Below are 21,392 nucleotides of genomic sequence, written 5' to 3'. Positions count from 1 at the left end.
ACTTATGCAAAAGTTTCTTGGCGCCGTCATTATTTTATTATGTGTATTTGGCGGCTATATGTGGGCTGGCGGCAGCCTAATCGCTATTTGGCAACCGGCTGAATTCCTTATCATTATTGGTGCAGCTTTAGGTTCAATTATCATTGGTAATCCGCCTCATGTGATTAAGGAAATACGTCTTCAGTTACGTATGATTTTGCGTCAACCCAAAGACGAACAGAAATACTACATGGAGCTGATGGCTTTACTACAGATTCTTCTGGAGACTGTACGTACCAGCGGATTTAAATCTCTGGACCAACATATTGAAAACCCGCAGAGCAGTGCCATATTTTCTCGCTATCCCCGTATTGCTCAAGACTATAGAGTCGTCGCCTTCATTGCAGACAACCTTCGTCTTATGGCAATGGGACAGATGTCACCTCATGAGCTTGAGGGATTACTCGAACAGGAAATAGACGCTGTTCAGGCGGATTTAATGGTGCCATCAAGATCGATTCAACGTACAGCCGAAGCTTTACCGGGATTTGGTATTTTGGCGGCTGTAGGCGGCATTATCATTACAATGCAATCAATTGACGGTTCTATCGCCCTTATCGGACATCATGTTGCAGCTGCACTTGTTGGCACCTTTATTGGTATTTTTGGTTGTTACTGCTGCTTAGACCCACTAAGTAATGCTATGGCTCAAAGAGTTAAACGCAATATGTCTGCTTTCGAATGTATTCGGGCAAGCCTTGTGGCATACGTTGCAAAAAAACCTACGCTACTTTCGATTGATGCTGGCCGTAAACACATTCAGTTAGACATCAAGCCAACGTTTAATGAAATGGAAAAATGGCTAACTGAGCAGGAGGTATAATGCAAAAGGAGCATATAGTGTTCAAACGCGCTAAGGCGCATGAACACGATGAATACCACGGAGGAGCCTGGAAAGTTGCGTTCGCAGATTTCATGATCGCCTTAATGGCGCTATTCCTCGTACTGTGGATCATGCAGGTTTCCAACGAGAAAGAAAGACAAGCTATCGTCGCTCAAATCGCGAAAGCCAGCATTTTTGAAAGCGCAGGAAACCCTTTTGACACGTCACAAAGTTTGTCTCCTATTGATTTGGAAACCAATTCATCGACAGTGCCAAGCAAAGCAGATTCCAATCATACTGTTACTTCGTTTTATAGTGGCGACGGTGAAGGACCTGAATCTGATTCACTGATTGATGGAACCTTCGATACGCAAGAAGAGTTGGCATTACTCGCTAAAGTGATCGAAAACATGATCAAACAGATAAATGCCGAAGGTAATGTGTTCGTTTCCGTCACACCACAAGGTTTACGCATCGTTCTACAAGATGACTTCCGACAACATATGTTTGATCGTGGCGGTACAGAATTAACACCGTACTTTGAAGATTTACTGTTGGCTCTGGCTCCGATATTTCAACGCGTGAAAAACTCTTTGATTATCAGTGGACACACTGACTCTGTTGCTTTTAAGCGCGCATTTAGTCATAACACCAACTGGGAATTATCAGCGAATCGAGCCAATATCGCTCGTCAAACTTTAGTTGCTGGAGGCATGCCGGAAGAACGCGTGTTACAAGTGACCGGGATGTCAAATCGAGCGCTACTTAATCCAGAAAATCCTAATGGCAGTGAAAACCGCCGAATTGAGCTGTTCATCCTCACTACGACCGCATCACTAGTATTGGAAACACTGTTTAAAAGCGAAGACAATGAGCTTGAAAAGGCGAAGGACAAAGCCGACTTTAATCAACCTGTCTTACGTCAGGAAGCAATTAACTACCCTGTAGAAGTTGATAGCACAAACAGAAATCTCCAAAAATCTTAAACATATCATTACCCTCTGGGCCCTAATTACACACCAGAGGGTGATCTTTTTAAGCGTCTTATAACTTTACTGAGTACACCATGGATCGACACAACAACGAGAGCTGTGAAAAAGCCAATCTTAAAAAAACGCTTTTATGGCTCATTGTTGTTGATTATTTTTTACTGGCTACCTTTCTTTTCCAGCTAACCCATTTAACTATCAATAGTGGCACTTCGATAAGTCTTCTACTTGTTTTATACAATGTCATATTGACTGGCCTTTGCTTCATGCAAACCACCAAATACGAAACCTATATCATTTATCCGACTATCACAGCGACGCTGCTGTCGTTCATCTATTTCCTTTACTTCTTCTTTCTGATTTAAGTGAGTTGGAAGCTTTAAAATAAAGCCTCCACAGTTGCGGAAATTTGGTGAAGATTCGCGCATTAGACTATCGTCAATGCAGAGATAGGTTTGCATCATTATCTGTGTATCGGTAAACTTTGCCGCTTTTCTACGCCACCTTAACTAAGCCACTTTACGAGCAGAGCGAATACCATGAAACGAGTTGTTTTATACGTCAAAGACAAATGCCCACATTGCAAAGACGCACAACGATACCTTGATTCTAAAGGGATAAAATACCGCTTATGTAACGCAAAAATGGAACGTGGGCGTAAAGAACTCGACGCTATGGGTGCTCGTAGTGTGCCGGTGCTGAAAATTGGCGATCGTGTAATGATTGGCTGGAACCCGAACAATTTCGACCGTATGTATGGAAAAGGCTAACGCTTACTGTGCCTTAAAGACCTAAACGTATTTTTTCACGAACTCTATAAAGGTTCTGTCCGCATTCGACAAGTAACCTTCTTTTCTCCAAGCCAGTGCCAAATCTAAATAGACGGGCGGATTAAACGGTATCGCCCGAATTTCTGATTCGTGGTCAGTCACCAACTCTAGTAATGCGGTAATCGCGTACTCATGTTTCACAATGCTAAGAATCATGGGCAATAAGTTGGTTTCAAACGATATATTGGCTGTTAACTTGTGTTCTTTACACGTGTTGTCGATGAAGTCGCGATGGAAATAGCCCGGCTTAAACATCACCAATTCATGGTCAAAAAAATCTTTAAATTCAATTTCTTTCTTTTCGGCAAGCTCGTGTTCTTTACCCACCACAGCAACCATTTGGGAAGACAAAAGAGGGTCAACTTCAAGATCTGACGGAAGATCATGATTGAGGATAACGCCAATGTCGAGTTCACCATTGAGCAGCATTTTGCGAATCGACTGAGTACCCGCCTCTACCATGGTCATCTTTAAGTTGGGAAAATAACTTTTAAACGCCATGATGATTTCGGGAAAGAAGTACGAGCCCATCATACTGGGTGTACCAAGCCGCACTTCTCCCTTCACTAACCCTTTTAGCTCGTCTACCGCCAGTTGCGCGTCTTCCAGTTGCCGTAATATCCTTAATGCGTGTTCAAGCAGCACTTCACCTTCATGAGTAAGACTGACCTTTCTTTCATCACGCCTAAATAAAGTAACACCCAATTGTTGTTCAAACTTCTTAATCGCAATACTTAAAGCGGGTTGAGCAATATGCAAAGCACTTGCAGCATGGGTGAAGCTTTGATGCTGTGCGACTTCGACAAAATATTTAAGGTGACGAGTTTCCATAATATCAGCGAGCAGTTAACTATAAATTATTTATATCGCAATTATAGTTTTAATATATTTTATTAATTTCTTTTTCACTGATAATTTGTGATCGTCTTCCAGTTTTACTCACCTGATGGTTTGTTGAGAGCACTATGATCGAATTACAAAGTCCGCAGTACAAGAAAGTTACTTTTGCTCTCGCATTTGGCTCATTCCTCGTATTCTGCAATCTCTATCTGTTTCAACCCATGCTTCCCTATATGGCTAAGCACTTTGCGGTATCTGAAACGCAGATCAACTGGCTGTTTGCTGCTTCCACGTTCGCACTTTCAGTCTGTTTAGTACCTTGGGCTATTACCTCAGAAGCGATAGGACGTCGAAGAGTCATGTTACTAGGTTTATTCGCCATGCCTTTTATCAGCCTAGTGATGTTAATCAGCGGCGAATTTTGGGTAATGGTTGCTGCAAGAGCACTACTTGGCGTCGCACTAGCAGCCTTCGCTTCTGTCGCCGTTGCCTATATGGTGGAAGAACTTTCACCTCAGGCATTTAGCAAAGCCATTGGTGGATATATTGCGGCGAATTCATTAGGTGGGATCAGCGGACGTATATTCGGTGGTTTGCTGACCGACGCTTTGGGTTGGCAACAAGCCCTTATTATTGCGGCTATCTTCACTTTGCTGGGTGCGGTTTTGGTTTTAATTCTTTTACCTGTTCAGAAGAATTTCAAACCACAGCGCGGTCTTTTCTTCCACCACAATCGCGCTTTGGTAAAACACCTATCAAACAAAACACTTTGGTTTGCGATGCTGATTGGTGGCGCTAACTTCGCTTTGTTCGTCAATCTTTATTCGGTTATGGGTTTCAGACTGGTGAGTGAACCTTATAACCTGCCTATCGGTTTAGCGTCACTGATCTTCGTTTGTTACTTGGCCGGCACCTTGAGCTCGAAATTAACCTCCAACTGGAGCAAACGCTTTTCTCCGGTTTCAGGTATGGTCACTGGCGGTTTTATCAGTCTTAGCGGCATGATCTTAGCGATTATCGATTCCATTCCTATGATGCTTATTGGCTTGATGTTGATTAGCTTTGGGGCGTTCTTCACTCATACTCTGGCTTATGCTTGGGTAAGTCAAAAAGCAACCGAAGCAAAAGCGACTGCAACGGCTTTATATCTTTCTCATTATTATATCGGTGGTAGTTTGGGTGGATTCTACTTACTCTATTTTTGGCAACACGGTGGATGGACTATGGTTGCAGCAGCGGGTTTGGTTATCTATGCCTTGATGTTTGCCTTATGTTGGAAACTAAGCCAGACCGCACGTACCCCAATAACAGGGCAATCAGTGGTGCTCAATTCAACTCACTAAACTGTGTTATGCTTGCGGCAAATAATAGCACCGACACAGAAATATGAGCTCAGCAACTGATAATCAAACTATCACTCAACAAGTTAATCAATGGTTGAATGACGTGGTAATAGGGCTAAACCTCTGCCCTTTTGCCGCCAAACCACAACGCAACAAGCAAATTAAAATCTTCGTTAGTGAAGCGGCTAGCGAAGAGAGCTTGCTGCAAGATATCCTAGACCAGTTACTAGAATTAGATACCAAAGAACCCAGTGAGCTTGAAACCACTCTCGTAGTGGTTCCGAATATGCTAAGTGACTTTGTTGACTACAACTTTTTCATTGATTGGGTTGAAGCACTGATCAAGCAGCAAGATTGGGAAGGTATTTTCCAGGTTGCGACTTTCCATCCAGATTACTATTTCGCAGGAACCGATCCTGAAGACACTGAGAACCTAACTAACCGTTCGCCATACCCAATCTTTCACCTTATTCGTGAAGAGAGCATGGAAAAGGTTCTCAAGCACTACCCAAATCCAGAAGATATTCCGGATATCAATATTGAGCGAGTAAGTAACCTCAGCCCCGAAGAAAGAAAGAAGCTGTTTCCTTACTTGTTTTGATTTTTGGAGTAGTTAAATGTGAAAAGACCGGAGATAACTCCGGTCTTTTTGTTTAGCTAAAGGGCTAATCCACTTTTAGAGTGTACTCTTGATTGTTAAACAGAACAGATACAATATCACCCGACACAATGTGTGAATCCGCACCGAAGCTGCCTGCTGAGTGGATTGCATGGTTCTGATCAGCAACACTGATGGTCGCGGAACCATCCCCATTAGCGGTAATGGATAATGAAGAACTCTCTGAGTCTAGATAGGCTTGAATTGCATCATGATCACTAGAGCTATCAATATTAAGAAGTTCTGAAATATCAACAATATCTTCTTGGATGTTAAAGTCCATAATCGTATCTGAGCTATTTGAACCTTCTATAACAAATACATCGCTACCAGATCCACCTGTTAGTTGGTCATGTCCGTTGCCGCCAATGAGAACGTCATCGCCATCACCACCGACAAGAATATCATTGCCCAAACCACCATAGAGGTAATCTTGACCTTGCCCACCTTCTAGATAATCACTACCAGATTCTCCCGACAATAAATCATCACCTTGCTGGCCATAAAGCTTGTCATCACCAGAGCCACCTGCCAGTGAATCCTGACCCGAGCCGCCATCTAAGATGTCCTTGCCACTGCCTCCGATCAAGTGATCATCACCCTCTCCACCTTCCAGCCAGTCATCACCAGCATCACCAGACAAATGGTCTTGAGCACCTAAACCTTGAATATGATCATTGGCTGCGGTACCCACTAAATGATCGTTGTTGCTTGTACCTACTGAGTTAACGTAATCGGTAATTTCTACGTTGTAGCCTGAATAAGTTGGATACGCTTCACTACCAAGTAGTTCATAACCAGAACCATCATTTAGGGAAACCTCCAGGACATACGCGCCGCCCTGGTCCCAATAAATAACTTCAATTTGGTGAATACCATTTTCATCGACACTAAAAGTAAATTCTTCCGACCTCACAGGCGTGTTCGAATCAAATGAGGCAACAGTATGCCCATCAATAATGATTCTATAGCCGTCATCTGCATTTACTTTTATTGAATATGTTCCCGCATCTAGCGCAACACCACCAGTAAGGCGAACCACAGCATCATTTGAATCTGTCTTATTCTTAAACTCTACTGATTGAGCATCATCACCCAGCCATGATTCGAGATTCGTGGACTCGTTTCTCCAATCGTAATCGCCAAGATCATCCCAGTCCTGCCCAATGTAACTGATTTCAGAAGAAGTAAACGTAGCATTAGCGTTCTGATGTTCGGTTACGTAGACAGCTTGAGCAATAGTGCCAAGTTGATAACCTACGTTATAGAACTCACCTTTTAATCCAGATGTGAAATCGTTGTCTGTTCCGGTATTTGGTGAAGTAGACGATACGATATCTCCATCTGCATCAACGACATCATAGGTTATCTCAACGGAATCACCCTCTGCCAGTTCAGCGAACTGTCTATAAGACCACTCACCTGTGCTCGAATTAAGTTCTATTTCAAAAACCTTATCGCCATGGCTATCTACCCAGACTTGAGTTTTCACCCCATCCACAACATCAGTAGACCCTAAGGTTACAGGTAAACCATCCGCCGTTTTAATATTTGTATCGGCTACACCTGTTAACGTAATTACACCAGCGCCATCCGCACCAAAATCAGCGGTAATAGTTCCTTCATCGGTCGCAATTACAGGATCGACAATTAAACTTTCAAACGATACAGATTTAATTGAGTAATCACTGTTGTCTGAACACCAACCATTACCGTTTGTTACCGCTTCAAATCGTACTTCATCGAAACCAGATGCAACATTAAAGCTAGCCGAATAACTGCCATTACTATGAGTGGCAATCAGGTCTTCTTCCTGTACAACTTTGCCCTCTAATAAGAAGATGATCTTACCTTTCTCACCCTCATTGGAGTAGAACTCAGCCAAACTCACTTGCATTCCATAGGCGACTTTATCACCCAACTTCATGACTATCTTTTCTGAATTACCATACTGATAATCGATTTCACTATCAGTTCTGTCGTTAATCATTCCAGAGACTGATGACGATTTGACGCCCATACCACTGTTATTGGAGAAGGTTAACTCTTCATGATGATAAGTTCCAGGCAAGCCAACTGCATATACAAAGACTGAGTTTCCTGAATTTGTATCAGCAAATGTGTACGCATTATTATTGTGACAACCTGAATCATTTGGTCGTTGAGTAAAGTTGAATTCACCCAACGAAACCGTCGTGGTTTCATTATGTTCAACAGCATTGACGACGATATTTACTGGCACATCTGGAGAATCGTCTTCTACTGTCACTGTAATAGAATCTTTGACAGTATTTGTACCATCAGAAACTTCTACACCAACATCAAAAGACAACGTATCTTCTGCTGTTTTATCTGCGTGATCTAATGAACCCAACAAAGTGACAGTGTAGCTGTATGAACTAGGATTCGAAGAATCCTGAGATAGGCTGATTACCAGTATGGTTTCATTACCAGCTTTACCGACTAGATTTCCATTTTCAGTTGACCATTCAATGGCGACATTGTTGGAGTATAAAGCCACATCTGGAGCAGTCAGAGAGACCGACAGATCGCTACTATCTGTGTCAACATCACTTACAGAAAATGTACCTTGAGCAATAGAATCGTTAGTTGTGTCAGGAGTACCTTCAGAATCTGGGTTAGCATTCAGAGCAGACAAGCCTTCTTCTGAAACAACCACGTTATCTGTCCCTGAAGAGAAGGTAATTTCTGGAGTTTCGTTAACAGTATCAATACCGTTAATCGTAAGTTGAGCACTTGATGAATCCCCATCACCATCTTTTACGGTATAAGTGAACACTTCTTCGGCTGTGTTGTTATTCTCGTAAGTGACTTCAATATTGTCACCTAAGCGATACTTAGTATCAGAATCAGAGGCACCAAATACAACGTAACCAATATCATCACCAGTAACAACAACTGTGTCGTTATCTGTGAAACTAATGGTTGCACTCGAATCAACTTTACCTGAGCTGTCGTAAACAGTGATCAATATTGAACCATCTGTACCTTTGGAGTTGCCCTGCTGAACATTTATCAAATCAAAAATAGCGGCGCTAACTGATGAGTTAAATTTAACAATTAAAGACTCACCAACGTCGATTTGACTATCGCCATGATTATTCGATTTGCTAGAAACCCCTAGACCAGAAGTAGATGTAACGTTGTTTTTTAAGCTTTCACTGTATTGGACTATTTTCCCATCGCTATCAATCAAACTTTGTGAAGACTTGGTGCCATAAACTAAAACTACTGAACTATCGGATAGGTCTTTGGGAGCAATACTTATCGTGGAAGGCTTACTTTCAGCAGCAACAAAGGTATAACTACCATTACTATTAATAACTAATGTTCCCGTTTCTGCATCTATCGTAAGAACACCAGATTCAGGCATGCTGTGTTTTTCGCCGTTATAGGTGACGGATGTTACTACAGCATCAGGATCTGTATCAGGTTGAAGATCATTAGTAAGAACATTGCCAACAACAGAATTAGTATCTTCAGCAATCTCGGCATAGTCATCTATAGCTGTTATTCCTGTATCAACAACGTCAACCGTAACCGTTGTCCAAGCTGAAGTATCTACACCATCACTTGCTAAATAAGTAAAACTGTCTTGAATCGTCTCTGAATTACTGTGGTCTAAAACTGGAGCGGTATAGGTATATGTACCGTTAGATTGCATAACAACAATACCACCTAAACTAGTCACGATTGTAAAACTGCCATCATCAGGATCCGCAGTTACTTCGCCATTTCCGCTTGAATCTTTTGCTACTCCAACAACAGTTAATGAATCTTTGTCTGCATCCGAATCATTTAGCAATACGCTTTGTTCAACTGATATTGTTGAGCCTTCATTAACCAATGAAACATCAGATTCAGTGACAGGTGAATCATTTTCAGGAGTCACTTTCACTGTAACAGTAGCTGTATCAACACCGCCCTTACCGTCACTTATTGTGTAGGTAAAGCTATCTACACCACTAAAATTACTGTTTGGCTGATAAACAATAGTGCCGTTCACTAAAGTGACCGTACCGTTATGTTGAGAAGTCGCTGAAACCGATGTAATTGAGATCGCATCACCATCTGGGTCAGAGTCATTTGCTAACAATTCAGCGACATCAATCGTTAAAGCTGTGTCCTCAGTTGTCACTAGATCAGCATCTATAACACCAGTTACAACAATATTATCTACCAGTGCACCATAGCTATCACTTTTACCTGAACCGGATAGAATCAAATCTGTACTACCATCTTCCGATATTGGAAAAGTTCCGCTGATATGGTACCAACCATTATTATCTGGTCCCTGGATTGCAACAGAAACTCCATCATGAGATGCACTAACAGTACCGTCAGCAGAAACAAATACTAAAACTGTTCCAACAGCAAATGTCATATTTGAAGACGAATTACCATCATGACGAGGGTTGTAGTCAAACTCTACTCGAACACTGTCTTGTCCAGTGGTATCAATTGTTGTCTTTATTGAAGTATTAACATTAGCATCCAGCTCTGCATAATAGTTGCCATCACTAGCATTAGTTACCACACCATCAGTTTGAATTTCTAAACCACGGCTTGACTGCCATGCACTGGTTGCTTCTAATTCCTCGTTAGACAGAATTGTCCAACGACCGGATGATAACGAAACCATTTCCTCAAAAGATTCAGTAAACAGTACTGTCTCTTGAGAAGATGAGTAGATGTCGTCTACTGCTATAGGCACGTCGTTGGTGCCCGTCACAGTGATCGTGATGGTTTTTGGCTCACTCACGCCATTGTCGTTATCGCTCGCCGTGTACGTGAAGCTCACCTCACGGCTGTCACCCACCGACAAACTGTCAAAATCGCTGCCCGGCGTGAAGCTGTAACTGCCATCCGGATTGAACACCAAATGACCGTTGCCTTCTCCAACGCCCTCTACCAGTGCGTAGCCGTTGACGTTAATGGTGCCATCCACGTCCGTCGCTTCCGGTACTTGCTCATTCAGTACCGTGTCTTCGTTCGTTGTCTGACTGTCTGCGTACGCCACCGGAATGTCGTTGGTGCCCGTCACAGTGATCGTGATGGTCTTCGGCTCACTCACGCCATTGTCGTTATCGCTCGCCGTGTACGTGAAGCTCACCTCACGACTGTCACCCACCGACAAACTGTCAAAATCGCTGCCCGGCGTGAAGCTGTAACTGCCATCCGGATTGAACACCAAATGACCGTTGCCTTCTCCAACGCCCTCTACCAGTGCGTAGCCGTTGACGTTAATGGTGCCATCCACGTCCGTCGCTTCCGGTACTTGCTCATTCAGTACCGTGTCTTCGTTCGTTGTCTGACTGTCTGCGTACGCCACCGGAATGTCGTTGGTGCCCGTCACAGTGATCGTGATGGTCTTCGGCTCACTCACGCCATTGTCGTTATCGCTCGCCGTGTACGTGAAGCTCACCTCACGACTGTCACCCACCGACAAACTGTCAAAATCGCTGCCCGGCGTGAAGCTGTAACTGCCATCCGGATTGAACACCAAATGACCGTTGCCTTCTCCAACGCCCTCTACCAGTGCGTAGCCGTTGACGTTAATGGTGCCATCCACGTCCGTCGCTTCCGGTACTTGCTCATTCAGTACCGTGTCTTCGTTCGTTGTCTGACTGTCTGCGTACGCCACCGGAATGTCGTTGGTGCCCGTCACAGTGATCGTGATGGTCTTCGGCTCACTCACGCCATTGTCGTTATCGCTCGCCGTGTACGTGAAGCTCACCTCACGACTGTCACCCACCGACAAACTGTCAAAATCGCTGCCCGGCGTGAAGCTGTAACTGCCATCCGGATTGAACACCAAATGACCGTTGCCTTCTCCAACGCCCTCTACCAGTGCGTAGCCGTTGACGTTAATGGTGCCATCCACGTCCGTCGCTTCCGGTACTTGCTCATTCAGTACCGTGTCTTCGTTCGTTGTCTGACTGTCTGCGTACGCCACCGGAATGTCGTTGGTGCCCGTCACAGTGATCGTGATGGTCTTCGGCTCACTCACGCCATTGTCGTTATCGCTCGCCGTGTACGTGAAGCTCACCTCACGACTGTCACCCACCGACAAACTGTCAAAATCGCTGCCCGGCGTGAAGCTGTAACTGCCATCCGGATTGAACACCAAATGACCGTTGCCTTCACCAACGCCCTCTACCAGTGCGTAGCCGTTGACGTTAATGGTGCCATCCACGTCCGTCGCTTCCGGTACTTGCTCATTCAGTACCGTGTCTTCGTTCGTTGTCTGACTGTCTGCGTACGCCACCGGAATGTCGTTGGTGCCCGTCACAGTGATCGTGATGGTCTTCGGCTCACTCACGCCATTGTCGTTATCGCTCGCCGTGTACGTGAAGCTCACCTCACGGCTGTCACCCACCGACAAACTGTCAAAATCGCTGCCCGGCGTGAAGCTGTAACTGCCATCCGGATTGAACACCAAATGACCGTTGCCTTCTCCAACGCCCTCTACCAGTGCGTAGCCGTTGACGTTAATGGTGCCATCCACGTCCGTCGCTTCCGGTACTTGCTCATTCAGTACCGTGTCTTCGTTCGTTGTCTGACTGTCTGCGTACGCCACCGGAATGTCGTTGGTGCCCGTCACAGTGATCGTGATGGTCTTCGGCTCACTCACGCCATTGTCGTTATCGCTCGCCGTGTACGTGAAGCTCACCTCACGACTGTCACCCACCGACAAACTGTCAAAATCGCTGCCCGGCGTGAAGCTGTAACTGCCATCCGGATTGAACACCAAATGACCGTTGCCTTCACCAACGCCCTCTACCAGTGCGTAGCCGTTGACGTTAATGGTGCCATCCACGTCCGTCGCTTCCGGTACTTGCTCATTCAGTACCGTGTCTTCGTTCGTTGTCTGACTGTCTGCGTACGCCACCGGAATGTCGTTGGTGCCCGTCACAGTGATCGTGATGGTCTTCGGCTCACTCACGCCATTGTCGTTATCGCTCGCCGTGTACGTGAAGCTCACCTCACGACTGTCACCCACCGACAAACTGTCAAAATCGCTGCCCGGCGTGAAGCTGTAACTGCCATCCGGATTGAACACCAAATGACCGTTGCCTTCACCAACGCCCTCTACCAGTGCGTAGCCGTTGACGTTAATGGTGCCATCCACGTCCGTCGCTTCCGGTACTTGCTCATTCAGTACCGTGTCTTCGTTCGTTGTCTGACTGTCTGCGTACGCCACCGGAATGTCGTTGGTGCCCGTCACAGTGATCGTGATGGTCTTCGGCTCACTCACGCCATTGTCGTTATCGCTCGCCGTGTACGTGAAGCTCACCTCACGGCTGTCACCCACCGACAAACTGTCAAAATCGCTGCCCGGCGTGAAGCTGTAACTGCCATCCGGATTGAACACCAAATGACCGTTGCCTTCTCCAACGCCCTCTACCAGTGCGTAGCCGTTGACGTTAATGGTGCCATCCACGTCCGTCGCTTCCGGTACTTGCTCATTCAGTACCGTGTCTTCGTTCGTTGTCTGACTGTCTGCGTACGCCACCGGAATGTCGTTGGTGCCCGTCACAGTGATCGTGATGGTCTTCGGCTCACTCACGCCATTGTCGTTATCGCTCGCCGTGTACGTGAAGCTCACCTCACGACTGTCACCCACCGACAAACTGTCAAAATCGCTGCCCGGCGTGAAGCTGTAACTGCCATCCGGATTGAACACCAAATGACCGTTGCCTTCACCAACGCCCTCTACCAGTGCGTAGCCGTTGACGTTAATGGTGCCATCCACGTCCGTCGCTTCCGGTACTTGCTCATTCAGTACCGTGTCTTCGTTCGTTGTCTGACTGTCTGCGTACGCCACCGGAATGTCGTTGGTACCCGTCACAGTGATCGTGATGGTCTTCGGCTCACTCACGCCATTGTCGTTATCGCTCGCCGTGTACGTGAAGCTCACCTCACGACTGTCACCCACCGACAAACTGTCAAAATCGCTGCCCGGCGTGAAGCTGTAACTGCCATCCGGATTGAACACCAAATGACCGTTGCCTTCACCAACGCCCGTGACCAGTGCGTAGCCGTTGACGTTGATGGTGCCATCCACGTCCGTCGCTTCCGGTACTTGTTCATTCAGTACCGTGTCTTCGTTCGTTGTCTGACTGTCTGCGTACGCCACTGGTGCATCGTTCACCGGATTGACCGTCACGGTCACCTTCGCGGTATCCAAACCACCTTGACCGTCACTAATGGTGTATTCGATGTTCGTTTGGCCGTTGTAGTTTTCCGCTGGAGTGAATACGAGTTTCCCGCCAACGATTTCAACAGATCCTTGTTCTAGAGGAACTGTTGCAGAAACGATGGTTAACGTATCGCCATCTTTGTCTGAGTCATTGCTTAATACATCAATGGTTACTGAAGTGTCTTCATCTACTGAGATAGTGTCATTTTGGGCTTTTGGATCTGAGTTTCTGTCTGCGGCTTCTGTAATAACATTCGAGTTTGAACGATTAAGATTGATTAAGGCGAGGCTTTGAGTTTGAGAAAAACCTAATGATTCAAATCCAGTTGTACTGAAATTTGTACTAGCAATAATTTCTGAACCCACACGGTCAATGCTTGCACTATCAGTAGGTGCGGAACCATTACTCCCACCCGCAGCAGGAGCTAATTCTTCATCAAGTTGAGTAGGGTCTTGACCTTCTTCTAAGGCTGCAAGTAACTGCGCAACATCATCTGTAACATCTTGAAGCTCATTATTTTGATCAACGAGTTGAGTAGTAGCTTCGTTATTGAAACCAGCTTCATCTCCTCTTTGGATGATCACGGCTCCTTCTGGCAATTTTTCGCCAATCGTCGCTATTTTTATATCGCCATTTTTGTCAATCACTATCATTTGATTTACAGCAAGACTTGCGATTGAAAATAAAGAACCTTTTGCCATATAAGCCTCAAAATACACGTTACAAACAGTTATATATTTAACCGTCTAATATTCGATATAACCCCGAATATTTTGTGGGAAAAATCTGACTTACGATATCATCGTTAAACCGTCTAACAAAGGTGAAAATTGCATCAAAATAACATTTTATTGACACTTCTTATTTTTACGACAAATAATTCCATGAATTAACATCACATTTCATGATAGCATTTGTGTAAGGTTTTTCTTACCGCATTACATACAGAAAATACTTATTCATTAATGTGTTACATAAAGCATTTGTTATACATCAACCTAAAACTATGCAAAAAACCTATATTCATCACATTTTTAGTCACATTTTTGACACATCTAAGTACTCGTCTTATCAATGAGACTCCTTTTGCCTTAGACTCGATGTCCGTTGTACATGTCATTTTTGATGGAGTTCATCTTGAAAGGGTTACCAACTAAAACACTTTTCTGCTCTTTAGTGCTCGCAGGATCCGTGTCTGCACAGACACTTGAACAAGCTGTGTCATTGACTCTTGCTGCAAACCCTGAATTGAAAAGTGCGTTTAACCAATATAAAAGTCGCTTATCTGATTCAAATGCTTCTTCTGGGGCATATTTACCTAAAATCGACCTCGATGCTGGTATTGGATACGAAGGTATAAATCCCGCCTCGTCTACTGGTAATCCTGATACAGATATGACTCGTAAAGATGCAGCCCTCACTCTTAATCAACTTATTTGGGATGGCTCATCAACATTAAATGATATGGATCGTACAGCTGCTGAAGCAGAATCAGACCGCTACCAACTTCTTGCTGATGCTTCTAATAAAGCACTAGAAGTCACTGATGTTTATCTTGAAGCGACCAAAGCTTACGAAATTCTCGTACTTTCAGAAAAAAACCTGGCAACGCATAAAGAAATCTATCGTGATATAAAAAAACGTGCTGATTCTGGTGTAGGGTCTATCGCCGATGTAACTCAAGTTGAAGCTCGCATCGCTAAAGCAATGGGTAACTTACTTGCGGCACAAAACAATTTGTACGATACGCATACTCAATTTCGCCGTTTAGTCGGTCAAGAGCCTTTAGGTTTAACCTTTCCTCGAGCGGACAGTACTGCAATTTCTTACACTATTGATGACGCTCTGAAAAAAGCATTCGATGAACATCCAGTCATTAAAGTGGCGCAAACAGATGTAGACGCAGCTCGTTTTCAATATAAACAGTCAAAAGCGCCCTACTATCCAACTATTTCGTTGGAAGCATCTCAACGTTGGTATGACGATGCGGGAGGTAAGGAAGGCAGTGGTGATGAACTCAGTGCAATGGTGAGATTACGCTATAACATTTTCAATGGTGGTAGCGATAGTGATCAATCCGAAAGCGCCGCTTATCAACTCAATAAAGCAAAAGATTTACGTGAAAATACATTCCGTGCCGTAGAGGAAGGCTTACGTTTGTCATGGAGCGCTCTCGATCTGACGCTGCAGCAAAAAGAATTTTTAGCTGACCATGTGGATTCAACTTCCCAAACCGTTGCTTCATATCGCAAACAGTATTTGATTGGTCAACGTACGCTTCTTGACTTACTCAATACAGAAAATGAACTGTTTGAAGCCCGTAAAGACTATTTGGATGCGAAATACGCTGAGCAATATGCAAAGTATCGCGTTATGAACGCTACAGGTAATTTACTAGATGCATTGCGAGTTGATGTCGCTCCGGAATGGACAGAGAAGGTGAAATACTAAGATGAAAGGCACATTTGTTATTCTTACAGCGACGTTAAGTGCTGCGATGTTCGCTTATGCTGAAGAAAATGTAGCTAGCGATGAATATGATTACATTGCTCTACCGCAGATCAATCAAGTCGCAGATCTTGAAGATGATGATAACGATGGTGTAATCAACGCTCGGGATCTTTGCCCAGATACTCCTTCACTATCGGAAATCGATAATGACGGGTGTGGTACCTTTGTTAAAACGTCGAAGCTACAAAGCTTACACATCCTATTTGCTAATGATTCTAGTGATATTCCTCCGGTGTTTGTTAGTCAGATTCGTCAAATGGCAGAATTTTTAAACACCTACCCTTCTGCTTCTATTGAAATCAAAGGCTATGCAAGTAAAGTCGGTAGCGAAGAATATAACCTCAACCTATCTAAACGACGTTCTGAAGCAGTAGAAGCTCAATTACTACGCTACGGTGTTGAGCGCAACAGAGTGAGAATTGTTGGTTTCGGCGACACTGAACTTGCTTCTCATGGTGATACACAAGTCGCTCATGCACTAAATCGTCGAGTGACAGCGACGGTGGTTGGCTACAAAGGTGCAATCGTCAAAGAGTGGAGCATATTTACGGCACTGCCTAAATAAACCTACATATCAGTAAAGGCGGCCGATTAGCCGCCTTTTTATTGTGAGTTATCCAAATCTTAATGGGAAAAAATGCCTCAAAGTGCTACCCTTCGTGCATCATTCTTAATGAGAAAATAAAATGAGCAAATTAACAGCAGATGTTCAAGCTAACCTAGAACTTTTCATCAAAGAAACCCAAGAAAACCAACTGGTTTGGGGTTTGCGTAATGAAGAAGGTTGGTTATCTTGTGAATCAACAGAATTTGAAGAAAGCGAAGTAATGCCTTTCTGGTCTTCAAAAGAAGACGCTGAGCTGCACAATGTTGAAGAATGGGCAGACTTCGAAGTTCTAGAGATCCCACTGGATATTTTCGTTGAAGATTGGCTGATCACTCTTGATGAAGACGGCGTTCTTGTTGGCACTAACTGGAACCAAACTTTAGACGGAAAAGAACTTGAGCCTTCAGAACTGGCAAAAATGTATCTTTAAGTGAATTGGCATAGCCCTTTCATGACCACTTAAACAAGACGCGATTAGCGTCTTGTTTTGTATTTGTAGTACGAGCTTTGGTACTATGACGACCTGTTTATTTTCAACTGGATTGAACCCATGCATTTATCTAAGCTGACACAAGAAATTTACGATCACCTATACCGCGACATCAACGAATTCCGTAGCACTTTTGACTTACCAGTAGCGGACCCAGCAAGCTTAGATGCAAAAGCAGATACCCTTCATACCTCATTAGCCATCGAAGAACTGACCGAACTGGCTGAAGCAGACAGCAAAACTGAACAAGCGGATGCGATTGTGGACAGCGTATATGTACTTATGGGTCGCCTCGTGCACCTTGGTCATCGCAATATCAATGACAACATCGCCATCAGCTACTTGATCGACCTACTACTGAATGTTGCGGTCAATCGTGGTATTGATTTCCTTCCTTGTTGGGATGAGGTTCATAGCTCCAACATGAGCAAAGTTTGTCGCAACGAAAAAGAATATGGCGATACAGAAGCGTTCTACGCTGAGCAAGGTATTAAACTAATGGCTGTACAAAAAGGCGATTATCTCATCGCGAAATGTGCAGAAGACTTCGTGTCTGAAAGCAAAACCATTCGTCAAGGTAAAGTCCTGAAGTCCGTTTATTACCGTCCAGCAAACCTAGAAGCTCTAACTCAATAGTTTTTAACTGCTTTTTGAATGTCGGCAGCCTTTAGGCTAGCGGAATTGCAGATAAAAAAAGGCCACCTTGGGAGCAAGGTGGCTAATGAGACTATAAAAAGCCTAACAAGAACGAGAATGTATCACTCTTATTAATGCTAATAGTGTGCCAACTTTTAAATAAATAATAACTAATTGATATTTAAAGAAATTAATCTTTCACCCTTAATATAAACAATAAGTTAGTACACAAGACCTTTTGAAACTGACCCAGATTTGTGCTCAGTGCACCAAAACTAATCGAAAACCAAGTATGGTTTACCATCAAGAGAGACACATCTCACAGAAGTGTTAAACACATTACGTAAATTATCTTCACTTAAGACTTCTTTCGGCTCACCGATACTCTGTACGACACCTTGCTCAAGCAGCAACACTTTGTTTGCGTTCTGCAAGCTTCGGTTCAAATCGTGGTTCGCCATAACAACAGCCAATCCCTCTTGCGCCATTTTCGCAATCAATTGATAAAGCATCCCTTCTTGGGCGATATCTAATGGTGCACCTGGTTCATCAAGAATAAGGAGTTGAGCATAAGGATTAATAGCAGGCCAAACTTGCAGACAGCTACCTGCGAGTCGCACGCGTTGCCATTCTCCACCAGATAACTGATGAATAGAGCGGTGAAGCTTATCGTCAATCTTCAATAAATGAGTAAACAGCTTCACCGCTTCTTTAACTTTAGAGTCATGCAGTGAACTATTAATGGGGAGAGATAACGCGAGGTATTGGAAGACATCGAGATTAAAAGCGGGCTTCTCACTCTGAGATAGGTAAGCTCTGCGCAAAGCCAACTCACTCAAAGAGTTTTTCTTGATATCAAAATCGCCGAGGAAAACATCTCCTGCACAGTCAATCACCCCAGCCAATGCAGAGAGAAGCGTGCTTTTACCACTGCCATTAGGACCAACAACATGAAGTATTTCCCCTGCTTGGCATTGGAATGACAAAGGTAGTAAACGTTCTTTAACGTGCAGGCTATTAACGCGAATCATGATTTCTTACCAGCATCCAAATAAAAATGGGTGCGCCAATAGTGGTAGTGACAACGCCTAATGGCAGCTCTGCAGAATCCAGAGCCAAGCGCGCAACAATATCAGCTAATACCATCAGAAGAGCGCCGCTGACAGCACTCAGTGGCAATAGCATGCGGTTTTCAGAGCCTAGAGCTAAGCGCAATAAATGGGGCACCACCAAGCCAACAAAGCCTATCACGCCTCCTAGAGCAACCGCAGCACCTACTAAAACGGATACGGCGATGATCAGTTTCCAGCGAATGCTGGCAACATCTACACCTAGCTGTTTAGCATGGGTTTCTCCAAGCATCAGTTTGTCCAATACGGATCCCTGATAAAGCAACCATCCCATAACAGGCAATGCGATAAGAGTAAGAGTGTGTTGATACCAACTAGCACCGCCAATACTCCCCATAAGCCAGTACATAAGTTGACGTAAGCTCAGTTCATCACTGAAATAAAATGCCCATGTGACGACAGAACCAGACAAGATACCCAGCGCAACCCCCACCAAAAGCAGTCGGGTTGTTGTAAGCCTCATTGCGTTGGCGATAAACACCAGCAATAAAGTAAAGATCAGAGCCCCTATAATTGCAGAAATCATAAAAGCTTCAGGGCTAGCGATAGCCGGGAAGAAGAACAGCAGGATCACCATCGCAACGCTTGCACCGCCAGAGATACCTATAATCCCCGGCTCTGCCAGCACGTTACCAAGTAACACTTGAAGAGTTGCACCGGAAACCGCTAATGCAGCGCCAATCATCATGGCAGCAAAAAGCCTTGGCAAACGTAAATCAAACACCAAACGAGTTTCGAGTGTATCAAAGGAACTGAAAGGCGAGATAAAGATTTCACCAACCATCAGATAGACCACGCTGGCTAATGCTAACAATGCGAGCAAAAGATAGCCTGCTCGTATCCAGCGCTGCTGCTTAAGCAGCATGAGTTGACTAAAATCCATAGACGTTCATGTAAAAAATAACGGTTCAAAAAAGAATGGCTTAACCTTACCGTTAAGCCATTCAAATATAAAGCTTCAATATAAAAGACGAGTGATAAACCTTTTAATCGTATACCGCTTGACCGTCTTCATAACGAATTTTTACTTTACACACCATTAATGCAGCACGTTCGCCCACCGCTGCATGACGATTGGGAAACACGATCGCTTCCTCTTCATTTTTCGCCATCAGTGGTTTATCGCCATCATGACCAAAAACTTCGCCATGCATAAAGCTCGTAAAGTTGGAGATATTATCGTCAAACAAGAAATCAAAGTCGTCATGAATACGAACAATCGTTCGGCTCACGCGGTACATCGTAGCCTTTCTAGGTAAATGCTCAGATTGGCTTCTGGAAACCAAATCACGTAGCGACAAATCAAATGCCGTTAGGCACTGTAAATCGTTAGAGCCGATTTCAGCGACACGACCGAGTTCAATCATCATGGCTTGTGCAGCGTAGGTTTCCGCACTGTACCAACTAAAAGTACTTGCTGGCGCATTAGAGAACATCACTGCATCAATGTGACCATTCTCGACAAAATCCAATAGCTCTTTACTGCGCACTGGATGACGCGATTTAGGGCTGACCGCAAATGAATAATGTTTTGAATCACGATAAGCGCAATGCAGATCTAAATGCCAGCGAGACTTTACATCGCTCTCAGCATAGAAATCCTTAATCACCAGTTTAAGGTTATCTGCTATGGCTAGTTCTTTGCTTTCTTCGTGGGCTTTTTCGTCAAACAGATGATTCAAATCTTCATCTAATGAACGTTTATGCAGCTTGGTTGCTTCAGGATTCGCGATGATGAATAAACATCTTTCGTTTACCGTCTGGAAGCCACTCAAAATATCATTCACGAGTTTATCGATAAGCTCCATTGGAGCCGTTTCGTCGCCATGAATACCACAAGAAATAACGATGTTTTTGGTATCGTCGTCGTGTTTAGCTGGCACAACTTCTAAAATACCGCGTTGAAGCAATTTGAGAGTGACGCCTGCCGGTGTAGTCACCGCTGTACACTTTACGGATTGTTCAAGATCTAGACTGTCGAAGAGAAAAGATTGGCGAAATAGAGACTTCGTCATGCGCTACTCCTTTATTGCACAGCGGTATGTTAAAGAATTGAGCAAACAATTTATGTTGAAGCGATCTCACTTATTGAGCTGAACTTCAATATAAAATGAAATATGCCTGCTGTACTTTGATAACCTGTTCGACTATTAACTGAATGACATTGAAGGCGAATTCTATCCTAACTGTTATTGAGACTCTATACCCTATCAGTTCCAATTCGTTGAAACGCTTGTCTTAAATCTCAATTTTGGATTTTCTTTTATCACA

The 21,392-nt window shown here is 44.1% G+C and carries 15 protein-coding genes; 10 read left to right on the top strand and 5 right to left on the bottom strand.

Features of this window, described 5'->3' with window-relative positions; genetic code table 11:
- Window positions 1-4: 4 nt before the first annotated feature.
- The 4 genes from motA to AAGA51_RS06170 all read left to right on the top strand — a co-directional run bounded on the left by motA (window position 5) and on the right by AAGA51_RS06170 (window position 2,621).
- Window positions 5-862: a flagellar motor stator protein MotA gene (gene motA, locus AAGA51_RS06185; RefSeq protein WP_042488823.1), complete on the top strand. Its 858-nt coding sequence runs from the start codon at window positions 5-7 to the stop codon at window positions 860-862.
- The gene (locus tag AAGA51_RS06180) at window positions 862-1,848 is read left to right on the top strand and encodes a flagellar motor protein MotB (RefSeq protein WP_042488827.1); all 987 of its coding nucleotides are present in this window, start codon (window positions 862-864) and stop codon (window positions 1,846-1,848) included. Before motA ends, AAGA51_RS06180 begins: the two co-directional genes overlap by 1 nt.
- An 80-nt stretch (window positions 1,849-1,928) precedes the next feature.
- Entirely contained in the window at window positions 1,929-2,216 is a 288-nt protein-coding gene (locus tag AAGA51_RS06175; RefSeq protein WP_042488830.1) for a hypothetical protein, read from the top strand.
- Between the two features lie 174 nt (window positions 2,217-2,390).
- Window positions 2,391-2,621 carry a glutaredoxin family protein gene (locus tag AAGA51_RS06170; RefSeq protein WP_042488833.1) on the top strand — a complete coding sequence of 77 codons (231 nt, stop codon included), beginning with the start codon at window positions 2,391-2,393 and terminating at the stop codon, window positions 2,619-2,621.
- A 21-nt stretch (window positions 2,622-2,642) separates the two neighbouring features.
- On the opposite strand, the gene AAGA51_RS06165 is transcribed toward AAGA51_RS06170, so the two are convergent.
- Window positions 2,643-3,512 (bottom strand): LysR family transcriptional regulator, encoded by an 870-nt coding sequence (locus AAGA51_RS06165; RefSeq protein ID WP_042488840.1) that lies wholly within the window; start codon window positions 3,510-3,512, stop codon window positions 2,643-2,645.
- Between the two features lie 134 nt (window positions 3,513-3,646).
- Between AAGA51_RS06165 and AAGA51_RS06160 the strand changes: the two genes are divergently transcribed.
- Together AAGA51_RS06160 and AAGA51_RS06155 are read left to right on the top strand one after the other, a co-directional pair.
- Complete coding sequence (locus AAGA51_RS06160; protein ID WP_042488843.1) at window positions 3,647-4,864, top strand: MFS transporter; 1,218 nt, start codon at window positions 3,647-3,649, stop codon at window positions 4,862-4,864.
- A gap of 43 nt (window positions 4,865-4,907) precedes the next feature.
- Entirely contained in the window at window positions 4,908-5,465 is a 558-nt protein-coding gene (locus AAGA51_RS06155) for a DUF1415 domain-containing protein (RefSeq protein ID WP_042488845.1), read from the top strand.
- A 64-nt stretch (window positions 5,466-5,529) separates the two neighbouring features.
- Here AAGA51_RS06155 and AAGA51_RS06150 read toward each other — a convergent pair whose 3' ends face one another.
- Window positions 5,530-14,448 carry a tandem-95 repeat protein gene (locus AAGA51_RS06150; RefSeq protein WP_342291553.1) on the bottom strand — a complete coding sequence of 2,973 codons (8,919 nt, stop codon included), beginning with the start codon at window positions 14,446-14,448 and terminating at the stop codon, window positions 5,530-5,532.
- A gap of 436 nt (window positions 14,449-14,884) precedes the next feature.
- Here AAGA51_RS06150 and AAGA51_RS06145 point away from each other — a divergent pair, with 436 nt between their 5' ends.
- The 4 genes from AAGA51_RS06145 (at window position 14,885) to AAGA51_RS06130 (ending at window position 17,991) form a co-directional block, all read left to right on the top strand.
- A complete protein-coding gene (locus AAGA51_RS06145) occupies window positions 14,885-16,198 on the top strand; it encodes a TolC family outer membrane protein (protein ID WP_042488517.1) in 1,314 nt (437 codons plus the stop codon).
- 1 nt (window position 16,199) lies between these two features.
- Window positions 16,200-16,823, top strand: coding sequence for an OmpA family protein (locus AAGA51_RS06140; protein ID WP_081878748.1), 624 nt, complete (start codon window positions 16,200-16,202; stop codon window positions 16,821-16,823).
- 121 nt (window positions 16,824-16,944) lie between these two features.
- Complete coding sequence (locus tag AAGA51_RS06135; RefSeq protein WP_042488495.1) at window positions 16,945-17,295, top strand: DUF2750 domain-containing protein; 351 nt, start codon at window positions 16,945-16,947, stop codon at window positions 17,293-17,295.
- 120 nt (window positions 17,296-17,415) lie between these two features.
- Complete coding sequence (locus AAGA51_RS06130; RefSeq protein WP_042488492.1) at window positions 17,416-17,991, top strand: nucleoside triphosphate pyrophosphohydrolase family protein; 576 nt, start codon at window positions 17,416-17,418, stop codon at window positions 17,989-17,991.
- A gap of 275 nt (window positions 17,992-18,266) precedes the next feature.
- On the opposite strand, the gene btuD is transcribed toward AAGA51_RS06130, so the two are convergent.
- The 3 genes from btuD to AAGA51_RS06115 form a co-directional block, all read right to left on the bottom strand.
- Complete coding sequence (gene btuD / locus AAGA51_RS06125; RefSeq protein ID WP_042488488.1) at window positions 18,267-19,022, bottom strand: vitamin B12 ABC transporter ATP-binding protein BtuD; 756 nt, start codon at window positions 19,020-19,022, stop codon at window positions 18,267-18,269.
- Window positions 19,009-20,004, bottom strand: coding sequence for a vitamin B12 ABC transporter permease BtuC (gene btuC, locus AAGA51_RS06120; RefSeq protein ID WP_042488485.1), 996 nt, complete (start codon window positions 20,002-20,004; stop codon window positions 19,009-19,011). The genes btuD and btuC overlap by 14 nt, the downstream gene beginning before the upstream one ends.
- A gap of 103 nt (window positions 20,005-20,107) precedes the next feature.
- The gene (locus AAGA51_RS06115) at window positions 20,108-21,136 is read right to left on the bottom strand and encodes a succinylglutamate desuccinylase (RefSeq protein WP_042488482.1); all 1,029 of its coding nucleotides are present in this window, start codon (window positions 21,134-21,136) and stop codon (window positions 20,108-20,110) included.
- Window positions 21,137-21,392 lie beyond the last annotated feature (256 nt).

The sequence above is a fragment of the Vibrio diazotrophicus genome (genome assembly GCF_038452265.1).
Lineage (GTDB): Bacteria > Pseudomonadota > Gammaproteobacteria > Enterobacterales > Vibrionaceae > Vibrio > Vibrio diazotrophicus.
This window is presented reverse-complemented; position numbering and strand designations above follow the sequence as displayed.